Annotated in this window: 11 protein-coding genes and 1 pseudogene; 5 read left to right on the top strand and 7 right to left on the bottom strand. The window is 36.1% G+C overall.

The features are described 5' to 3' along the window. The coding region (gene dnaK, locus ABZC96_RS05610; protein WP_373029687.1) for a molecular chaperone DnaK at window positions 1-1,452 on the top strand (1,452 nt) is incomplete at its 5' end. A 92-nt stretch (window positions 1,453-1,544) separates the two neighbouring features. On the opposite strand, the gene ABZC96_RS05605 is transcribed toward dnaK, so the two are convergent. Further along, window positions 1,545-2,786, bottom strand: coding sequence for a BamA/TamA family outer membrane protein (locus tag ABZC96_RS05605; protein ID WP_373029686.1), 1,242 nt, complete (start codon window positions 2,784-2,786; stop codon window positions 1,545-1,547). 182 nt (window positions 2,787-2,968) lie between these two features. On the opposite strand from ABZC96_RS05605, the gene ABZC96_RS05600 reads away from it, so the two are divergent. Beyond that, on the top strand, window positions 2,969-3,268 hold the full coding sequence (locus tag ABZC96_RS05600) for a chorismate mutase (RefSeq protein ID WP_373029685.1): 300 nt from the start codon (window positions 2,969-2,971) through the stop codon (window positions 3,266-3,268). On the opposite strand, the gene ABZC96_RS05595 is transcribed toward ABZC96_RS05600, so the two are convergent. Beyond that, the gene (locus ABZC96_RS05595; protein ID WP_373029684.1) at window positions 3,265-3,447 is read right to left on the bottom strand and encodes a DUF6726 family protein; all 183 of its coding nucleotides are present in this window, start codon (window positions 3,445-3,447) and stop codon (window positions 3,265-3,267) included. The two genes, ABZC96_RS05600 and ABZC96_RS05595, sit on opposite strands and share 4 nt — an antisense overlap. A 127-nt stretch (window positions 3,448-3,574) precedes the next feature. Here ABZC96_RS05595 and ABZC96_RS05590 point away from each other — a divergent pair, with 127 nt between their 5' ends. Continuing rightward, window positions 3,575-4,228 carry a response regulator transcription factor gene (locus tag ABZC96_RS05590; protein ID WP_373029682.1) on the top strand — a complete coding sequence of 218 codons (654 nt, stop codon included), beginning with the start codon at window positions 3,575-3,577 and terminating at the stop codon, window positions 4,226-4,228. Then, complete coding sequence (locus ABZC96_RS05585; protein WP_373029681.1) at window positions 4,185-5,393, top strand: sensor histidine kinase; 1,209 nt, start codon at window positions 4,185-4,187, stop codon at window positions 5,391-5,393. Before ABZC96_RS05590 ends, ABZC96_RS05585 begins: the two co-directional genes overlap by 44 nt. A 2-nt stretch (window positions 5,394-5,395) precedes the next feature. On the opposite strand, the gene ABZC96_RS05580 is transcribed toward ABZC96_RS05585, so the two are convergent. From ABZC96_RS05580 to ABZC96_RS05560, 5 genes are read right to left on the bottom strand one after another with little or no spacing between them, the layout of a single operon-like run. Further along, complete coding sequence (locus ABZC96_RS05580) at window positions 5,396-5,788, bottom strand: CBS domain-containing protein (RefSeq protein ID WP_373029680.1); 393 nt, start codon at window positions 5,786-5,788, stop codon at window positions 5,396-5,398. Window positions 5,789-5,798: 10 nt separating this feature from the next. Further along, window positions 5,799-6,149 (bottom strand): transcriptional regulator, encoded by a 351-nt coding sequence (locus ABZC96_RS05575; RefSeq protein ID WP_373029679.1) that lies wholly within the window; start codon window positions 6,147-6,149, stop codon window positions 5,799-5,801. Continuing rightward, window positions 6,146-7,681: a DUF1538 domain-containing protein gene (locus ABZC96_RS05570; protein ID WP_373029678.1), complete on the bottom strand. Its 1,536-nt coding sequence runs from the start codon at window positions 7,679-7,681 to the stop codon at window positions 6,146-6,148. The genes ABZC96_RS05575 and ABZC96_RS05570 overlap by 4 nt, the downstream gene beginning before the upstream one ends. A gap of 37 nt (window positions 7,682-7,718) precedes the next feature. Beyond that, window positions 7,719-8,330 (bottom strand): Crp/Fnr family transcriptional regulator, encoded by a 612-nt coding sequence (locus ABZC96_RS05565; RefSeq protein ID WP_373029677.1) that lies wholly within the window; start codon window positions 8,328-8,330, stop codon window positions 7,719-7,721. 47 nt (window positions 8,331-8,377) lie between these two features. After that, the gene (locus ABZC96_RS05560; RefSeq protein WP_373029676.1) at window positions 8,378-8,575 is read right to left on the bottom strand and encodes a DUF2892 domain-containing protein; all 198 of its coding nucleotides are present in this window, start codon (window positions 8,573-8,575) and stop codon (window positions 8,378-8,380) included. Window positions 8,576-8,792: 217 nt separating this feature from the next. Between ABZC96_RS05560 and ABZC96_RS05555 the strand changes: the two are divergent. After that, window positions 8,793-9,532, top strand: a pseudogene (locus ABZC96_RS05555) (hypothetical protein); the annotation flags it as partial.

Raw genomic sequence — 9,532 nt, 5'->3', positions numbered from 1 at the left:
CCGGCATATTTCAATGATGCACAAAGAAAAGCAACAAAAGAAGCTGGAACAATTGCAGGACTAAATGTACTTCGTATCATCAATGAGCCTACATCTGCTGCACTTGCGTATGGACTTGATAAAAAAGAAGCAGAGCAAATCGTAGTATACGATCTTGGTGGTGGTACATTTGACGTGACTGCACTTGAGACAGGTGATGGTGTTGTTGAAGTTATGGCAACAGGTGGAGATGCATTCCTTGGTGGTGATGACTTTGATAACAAGATCATTGACTTTGTAGCAGATGAATTTAAAGCAGAGACTGGTATAGATGTTAAAGCAGATGTTATGGCACTTCAAAGAGTTAAAGATGCGGCTGAAACAGCAAAAAAAGAGCTTTCATCATCAACAGAGACTGAGATAAACCTTCCGTTCATCACAGCTGATGCATCAGGACCAAAACACTTAGTAACAAAGATCACTAGAGCAAAATTTGAATCACTTATCGGTGATTTGGTAGCATCTACGATCAAAACAGTTCAGGGTGTACTTAAAGATGCTGGGCTTAACACTTCTGACATTAACGAAGTAGTAATGGTTGGTGGTTCTACAAGAGTACCATTGGTTCAAGAAGAGATGAAAAAATTCTTCGGTAAAGAGCTTAACAAATCTGTAAACCCAGATGAAGTTGTTGCACTTGGTGCTGCTATTCAAGGTGGTGTACTTGCAGGTGATGTAAAAGATGTACTTTTACTTGATGTAACACCACTTTCTCTTGGTATCGAAACGTTAGGTGGAGTAACAACGAAAGTGATCGAAAAAGGAACACCCATTCCAGCGAAGAAGTCACAAGTGTTCTCAACAGCTGAAGATAACCAACCAGCGGTAAGCATCCATGTACTTCAAGGTGAAAGAGAGTTCTCAAAAGACAACAAATCACTTGGTATGTTCGAGCTTAGAGATATCCCTGCAGCACCAAGAGGTGTACCTCAGATCGAAGTAACATTTGACATAGATGCGAATGGTATCTTGACAGTTTCTGCAAGTGACAAAGGTACTGGAAAATCTCAAGAGATCAAGATCACTGGTTCGTCAGGACTTTCAGATGAAGAGATCGAAAAAATGGTTCAAGATGCTGAAGCGCATAAAGCTGAAGATGAGAAAAGAAAATCAGTCGTAGACGCTAGAAACCAAGCGGATGCATTGGTTCACCAAACGAAAAAGTCATTGAGTGATCTAGGCGAAAACTTTGATGCAGCAGAAAAAGCAAGTATCGAAGCAGCTATTGAAGAGCTTGAAGCTGTACTTAAAGATGACTCTGCAACAAAAGAGCAGATAGAAGAGAAAGTAAAAGCATTGACTGAAAAAAGTCACAAACTAGCTGAAGCAATGTATGCTAAAGAACAAGGCGGTGCAAACCCTGAAGCAAAAAAAGCAGACGATGACGATGTTATCGATGCTGAAGTAGAGTAACTAAAAGGGGCATTGCCCCTTTTAAATCATAAGTTTGAAAATAAGGAATTATGATTTTTTATTTTGAGATTTATTAGTTTTACATAATACGACTAGTCGTATAAGTCAAATGGATGATGTGCCATTAGCCACATATATGTACCTTCTTCTCCATATGCGACATCAAATCGTACTAGTAATTCTGATACCATTGCACGTAAGCTGATACCTGCATCATATTTCATATCACTTACAAGATCAAGATTGTATTGATCATGTACTCTTCCGACTTCTACAAATGGAACAATTTGAAACCACTCTACATCAACTGGCATAAAAGAGTTATTTTTTAAAGGATTATAGTCTATGATCGCTCTGTATTCTGCAGCAGCATAAAATACTGCTTTATCTGAAAATCTATTTTGATCATAGCCTCTCATTCTATTGAATCCACCTAGTCTAGCACCTTCCCACATAGGAGGACGATGAGCATCAAAACCAGGAGAGATCTCATTATCATTGTCCCAAGAGAAAGAGTAACCGGTCCACAAGCTTAGAGCAAGTACATTTTGTTGGGTAAAAGAGAATGTATCAAGATCAAAGTAGTGGTTATATTTAAACTCTAAGAAGTCCCAGCTTTGTAGAGAGTCACCTTTACCAAAATCATTTGAATATTGTAGTTGAAATTGATATCCTCTAGATGGGTTAATATGAAAATCTGTATTATCATGTGTAAGAAAAAATCTTAAACCATTGGTATTCCATGTTGGTTTAGATGTGCCATTTTCCCACCAAATAGAATCTTTCCACATGTCTGTATTATCTGTATTTTCTGTCTGGAAAAATGTTTTCAACCCGATAGATGTTCTACCTGACACGAAAGGTATACCATTCCCACAACCTTCTCTACCGATACAGAATCCATTTTTCATATTATAAAGGACACTTGGATTTTCTAAGCCTTCACCTATGGGAAGAGTATATCTAAACGTAGTAGTAAAAAAGTTTGAATCTCCTGAGGTGATGAAGGCATCATCTTTATTTGAAGTATGTGATCCATCTATATAATAATGTGTTTTTGGGAAATAACTTTTTAAACCCATAAATGAAAAAAACAATCTATTTGTATAGGGAAGTTTAAAGTCTGAAAATGAGATGAACCCACCAGAAAAAGTTGCTTCATCTTTTTGCTCATTTATTATTACATCTTGAGGCACGCCAGTAAATATAGTAGCTAGGAATTTTGTTTGAGGTTGAAATAATCCTTCTTTCATTACACTTATTCCTGCTGCAAAACCAGTTGAATCACTGGAAAAGGCAAAAGGCAAAATAATCCACTCTTTATTTTTTGTCACATTTGTGTCTTCTACTGCATGTAAGAGATTATTAAAGAGAATGGTAGTGATAAAAAAAGATAAGAATAGATATTTTTTATTTTTCATTTAGCAATTATAGCATAAGAGAATAAAGTATATTATTTCAGATATTTTTAGGCTATAATATAATTAATTATTGCGTTAGCATTGAAGGATAGAAGATGGAAATTAAAAAGTGTAGTACACTTGAAGAAGCAAGAAACGAGATAGATAACGTAGACAAAGAGATAGTAGAATTAATCGCGAAACGTAATGAATATATTAAACAGATAGCACACTTTAAAACAAGCGTGGAAGAGGTTAAAGCAGAGGAAAGAATAGCAGATGTTATTGCTCATGTAAGAGAACAAGCTATTTCTCTTGGTCTCTCTCCAAACCTTATCAATGATCTTTATGTAAGAATGATAGATGAAATGGTAGAGAGTGAAATTTCTGAATTTAAGAATGCACAGAGATATTAATCTTCTTTTTCTTCCTCATCTGAATCTGAAACTGCATCGACTGCAGAACCTGCCACATCTATGGTCGCACTTGCGACACTGCCTGCAATTTCAATAGGAGCTGTTACCACTTGTGTACATCCCGACAATAAGAGCAAAGTTATAATTGAATAGAGTGTTGATTTTTTAGGATTCGGCATTTAGTGCCTCCCTGTACTGGAATTGTTGATTTGTGTCATGTGGGGATTATATCATAAACTCTTTGTGTAGAGAAGTACACAAAGAGTATGTTAAAATATATTATTGATTTATAAAAAAGGGTTTGGTATGACTATACTGTTACTTGAGGATGATGTTATCCTACAAGAGATCATAGAAGAATTTCTTGTAGAAAAAGGGTATGATGTAGAGAGTTTTTTTGATGGCGAGAAAGCACTAGATGCCATAAGTTCCGGTTCTTATGATATGTTACTTTTAGATGTCAATGTTCCCAACATCGATGGCTTCGAAATACTTTCATACTTACGTGAGATAGGAAATACCACACCAGCTATATACATTACATCCCTTTCTGGGATAGAAGATCTCAAAAAAGGCTTTAACCTGGGGGCGGATGATTATCTCAAGAAACCTTTTGAACTTGAAGAACTGAATGCACGCATAGAACACATCGTTAGGCTTTATCGTTTACAAGAAGAGATAGAGTTTGACGGGATGAAGTTCATTCCTAAGGCACATCAAATTTTTCTGAGTGATAGTGTGATTGAGATGAGACAAAAAGAGGCACAGGTTTTAGAATATTTTATACGTAATGCAGGAAAGATTATCTCTTGTGATGAGATCATAGAAAATATATGGGATGATGAGAATATTCCTGCCCATGCAACGATACGAACCTATATTAAAAATCTAAGAAAAATGTTTGACAAAGAATATTTTGAGAATATTAAAGGAGAAGGTTATCGTTTTAACATCGTATGAGCGTAAATCGCTTTTTAGTTTTTTAGCTGTTTATTTGATATCGGTATTTATATTACTCGCGATTATAGGGTACCTTTTCTTTGAAAATAACCGTACTTCTATGCAAAATGCTATGAAGTTTGAAATGATGTATCAGGCACGTATGTTATCTTCTTCTATAGTGATGAAGGCTATGACAAATGATACAAAAGGTGTAATGGATACAACGGCTCGAAATCAATTCTTGAAAAATTTAAAACATTGCCGCTTCCAAGTAGGATATTATGATAAACACAAAAGAGCTGTTTACACCGAAATTGATGATTTTGAGGTAGTCGATAAAGATTTTTTTATCAAAGATAAAAGTTGTTACACTGTTGTAGAAGATAAGAGTAATCACTTGGGTGTTCATTATATAGTGTTAAAAGAAAACGACCTTTTTCAAACTGTACAGCAGCTACGTATCAAGATCATAGGATATTTAGTTTTCTCTTTCATACTTATGGGAGTAGTAGGGTATTTTTTAGGACGCCTATTTTTAAGACCAGTGAGGGAACAGATAGAATCGTTAGATAATTTTATTTCAGATACAACACATGAACTTAACACACCTATTTCAGCCATTTTGATGACGATACAGTCTCTTAAAGAAGTTGAACCTAAAAAATTAAAACGTTTGGAAGCCAGTGCTAAAAGGCTTTCTTTAATGTACAGTTCATTGACCTACAGGCTAGAAGGGAAAGTGGAACCTGAAGAGTTATTATGTTTTTCAGATGTAGTAAAAGAGAGAGTTGAGTTTGTGAAAGAACTCATAGACTCTAAACGTCTGCATATCACACTTGAACTTGAACCTACAGATGTTTTGATACCTAAAACATCTGCTTATCGGCTCATAGATAATTTACTTTCCAATGCAATCAAGTATTCTGATGTGGGAGACAGTATATTTATCACACTCAAGGATAATGTTTTAAAGGTGAAAGATACGGGTATTGGTATAGATAAAAAAGTACAAGATGATATATTTAAACGTTATCATAGGGCTAATGAGGAGCGTGGAGGATTTGGTATCGGGTTGAATATCGTACTTTCTATTTGTAAACAGTATAAAATAAAACTGGACTTGGAGTCTAAAAAAGGAGAAGGAAGTACATTTATACTCACCTTTCCTGTAGTAAAAAAATAAAGTTATTCGACACTATTCATAAGGATACCGATGATATCTGTCATGGTGAGGATACCGTAAAGTTCATTGTTATCAAGAACCAGTAAACGTTTAATGCTGTTTTGTACCATCATTCTAGCCGCATATTTTACATCAAGTTTTGCAGATACAGAGAAGGCTGGAGTTGAGGCGATGTCATAGACATTGAGAAGATCTATATCACCATCTTCTGCAACAATACTTTGTAAGATATTTTTGAAAGTAACTAGTCCATAGGCACCATCATCGGTATTTTTGTCGACAATAACAGAACGTACTTTATGTACTTTCATTAAACTAAGGGCTTCTCTTACAGTTGACATAGCTGAGATTATTACCAATTTATCTTTAGCTGTCATTACATTTTCTACTAACATTTTTTCTCCTTTATATCATCGATTTGATGTCATGTTCAAATTTGTGTAACTCTTTGGTATCTAGTCCTGCAACATGACTAAGTGGCATGGTAAATGCCAAGCCATTATTTTCCGGGTTATCCAAGTCAAACTCTTCGCGAAGTACTCGCATGACTTGCAGTGAGAGTTTTCTCGGCAAGACAAAAAGTAGAGCAGAGACATTTTCTTCAAGTGTGAGGCCAAAGAATACTTTCTTTTCTTCAAGTCCGATACTTTTCCCATGTAAAATGGTAACAGAACCTGCTCCAGCCCCTTTGGCAGCTTCTATAGCAGCTTCTTCATCCTTATCCTGTATGATGACGATCAGTGCTGTAAATTTCATAACCCTTCTCCTTCAATATTGGATTGTTCTACGTTCTTTTTCTTTTTATAATACTCTGCGTGAATACCATACCCCATCACAGTAAGCATTGGAAATAGGGAGGCAAAAGCGATAAGGCCAAATCCATCTATCAGTGGATTACGTCCATCTATGTTCTCTGCCAAGCCCAGTCCAAGTGCAGCAACTAAAGGTACAGTCACTGTTGAAGTAGTAACCCCACCACTATCATAGGCAATAGGTACAATGTATTTTGGTGCAAAATAGGTAAATATAATAACAAATATATATCCTATGATGATGTAGTAGTGTATAGGATCACCTACAACAATACGGTATGAACCTAAAGCAATACCAATAGCCACTCCAAGTGCTACTACTATTCTAAGTATATTTTGTTTAATGTTCCCTTCACTTATATCCTCAGCTTTAATGGCAATGGCCAAAAGAGCAGGTTCTGCCATAGTCGTAGAAAAACCTATAAGAAATGCAAACAGATAGATAAGCAGGTTATTCCCCATATCAGTGAGTTGAAAAGCTATGGTCTCTCCTATAGGGAAAAGTCCCATTTCAAGCCCTACGATGAATGCATAAAGACCCAAGACTACCATGATGATACCTGTGACTATCTTATGCAGATGTAGAACAGGTTTTTTGATAATGATATACTGAAAGAAAAATATTACTATCAGGATAGGTGCAACATCTTTGATCACACCGATAAGCTCCATAAAGGTATCCATGGCTGAAAAAGTGTAGGCAGTTGCTACAGCTTTTGTACTTTCAACGACTTCTGTAATTACAGGAGATACGATGCTTGTTTCTCCTAAATTATAAACGATGATACCGTAAATCTGTACAAATATCATAGGTGTCAGTGAGGCAAAAGCAATGAGACCAAAACCATCTATAACAGGATTACGACCTTTGATACTTGAAGACAAACCTATACCCAATGCAGCAACGAGCGGTACGGTTACTGTTGAAGTGGTAACCCCACCACTGTCATATGCCAGGCCAATGATCTCTCTAGGTGCAAAAAAAGTAACGATAACTACTAGGATGTATCCAGTAATGATATAGTAAGCGATAGGGTGACCGAGTAAGATACGAAGTGTACCCAGTGCGATGGCAAAGCCTACAGAGAGTGCCACAGTCATACGTAGCCAAAAAGCATCTACCAGACCGTTAGAAATAAGTGCTGCTTTGTCAGCGATGGCTATCAGTGCCGGTTCTGCTACAGTAGTGGAAAAACCTATGGTAAAGGCAAAGAGTAAAAGCCAAAATACCGAGCCTTTTTTTGCAAAGTCTATAGCCAATCCTTCACCTATAGGAAAGATACCCAGTTCAAGACCACGGATAAACAGTGCCAAACCTATGGCAACGATAGTAAGTCCTATCACAATAGAGATGACATTATCCGGCATAGTTCGGATGATGACACCTTGAAATAGTGCAACTACGATGATAATGGGAAGGAGATCTTTAAAAGAGTTTTTTAAGTCTCCATAAAATATATGTAAGCTTTCTTTCATTGTGTTAAATTATATCTATTATAAGGTTATTATATGCCTATAAAACCTCTATTTTCCCTCTATGTAATAAAACTGTACCCTTTTGTTCCAGATCTTTGAGTAAACGACTTATGACAACTCTAGAACTTCCCAGTTCTGTTGCCAATTGTGCATGTGTTATTTCTATAAGGTGATCGGGTTGCTTTTCAAGCCATTCAATGATACGTGTATCTAAACGTTTAAATCTGATGTCATTGATTAGTGCAGTTAGCTCTTCAAATCGCAGTTGATATAAAGAGAAAAGATAATTTTGGTAGACATCGCTCATTTTACTGAGAGCTTTGACACTATGAGCATTTATGAGGTAGCCTTTAATGTCTGTAAGTGTTTCAGCGGATGCCACGGCATTTGTATTTGAAAGCAGAGAAGCAGTGTTCACGATACACTGTTCTCCTGCTTTGAGTGTATAAAGGGTGATTTCTTCTATAGTGTCAGATTGTGTGTAGAGACGTACTTTACCTGACGTAAGCCACAAGATGTTATCACAGATTTCACCTTGGTAAAAGAGTAAAGTATTTTTAGGGATGGATACAGGTTGTATATGATTTTCTAAAAATGTAAGTGCTTCAGGTTCAAGTTTTTTTATAAAGGGGTAAGCGGTCAGGTGCATAGTTACTCCGTGCTATATTTTGATAACTATAGCACGTAATGTCTTATTTAGTCGTTTTTGGTTTTACACCCAGTATTGATACCGAGTAGTGCATAGGGTGGGCACCATCCGATAATAGCAGTTAAGAGAAGAACTCCTCCTACAACATCAGCAATGATATTACCATTCATTACACCCCAAGCAATTGCAGCTGCACCTACTATAGCTCTAATCACTCTGTCTATCTTTCCTACGTTACATGTCATAATAGATCCTTTTATTTAATTATATAAATTTATTATGCCATAAAAAAGACTCTTTGTATGTAACCTATGTTACAGACAACTTTATAAATTATAATAGAGTGGTATTATGGATTATTATATTTTAATAATTATTATCATTTTAATAATTATTTAAGAAAAGTTTCGATACTTTACGATTACGATAATAATTATCAACATATAAAACAAGGAATTACAAATGAAAAAATTAACTACGGCATTAAGCCTAGCAGCAATATTGGCAACAGGAGTTCAGGCTTCATCACTAGAAGAGAGAGTAAAAGCACTTGAGGAACAAAATACTGTACTGACTGAAGAGGTACTTGCTACACAAACAGGTGGGTTTACACTGGTAGATACAGCAAAATCATATAATGGAATGGGTGCAGCAGCATCAAAAGTATATTTTTCTAAAAATCCACTTTCTATAGGTGGATATGGTGAAATGTTCTATGCTAACCCAGACAATGGTGATGATTTTGCAGATATTTATAGATTTATTACTTATTTTGGTTATAAATTTAATGATTGGGTAATATTGAATGCGGAGATAGAATTTGAACATGGTGCTAATGCCGACAAAGGTGGAGAAGTTGTTGTTGAGTTTTTATACCTTGACTTCTTACTGTCAGATGAGTTTTCAATTAGAGCAGGGCATGTACTTACACCTATGGGACTCACAAACCTTAGACATGAACCAACACTTTTTAACACAGTGCAAAGACCAGAAATTGAAAGACAGCTTATTCCATCAACTTGGCATGAGAATGGTGTACTTGCTTATGGTAGATTTGAGGATGTAGGTATCGAATATACTGCTGGTATGATTAATGCCCTTAATGTAGATTCTGTTAAAACGGCTTCTGCAGATGGTGGCTGGATAAGATCTGGTAGACTAGGTTCAAGTAAAAATGCATCATTTGATCCGGCATTTGTTGG

The sequence above is a fragment of the Sulfurovum sp. genome, from assembly GCF_041551015.1.
Classification (GTDB): domain Bacteria; phylum Campylobacterota; class Campylobacteria; order Campylobacterales; family Sulfurovaceae; genus Sulfurovum.
Note: the sequence above shows the minus strand (reverse complement) of the source record. Positions and strands in the feature narration are given on the sequence as shown.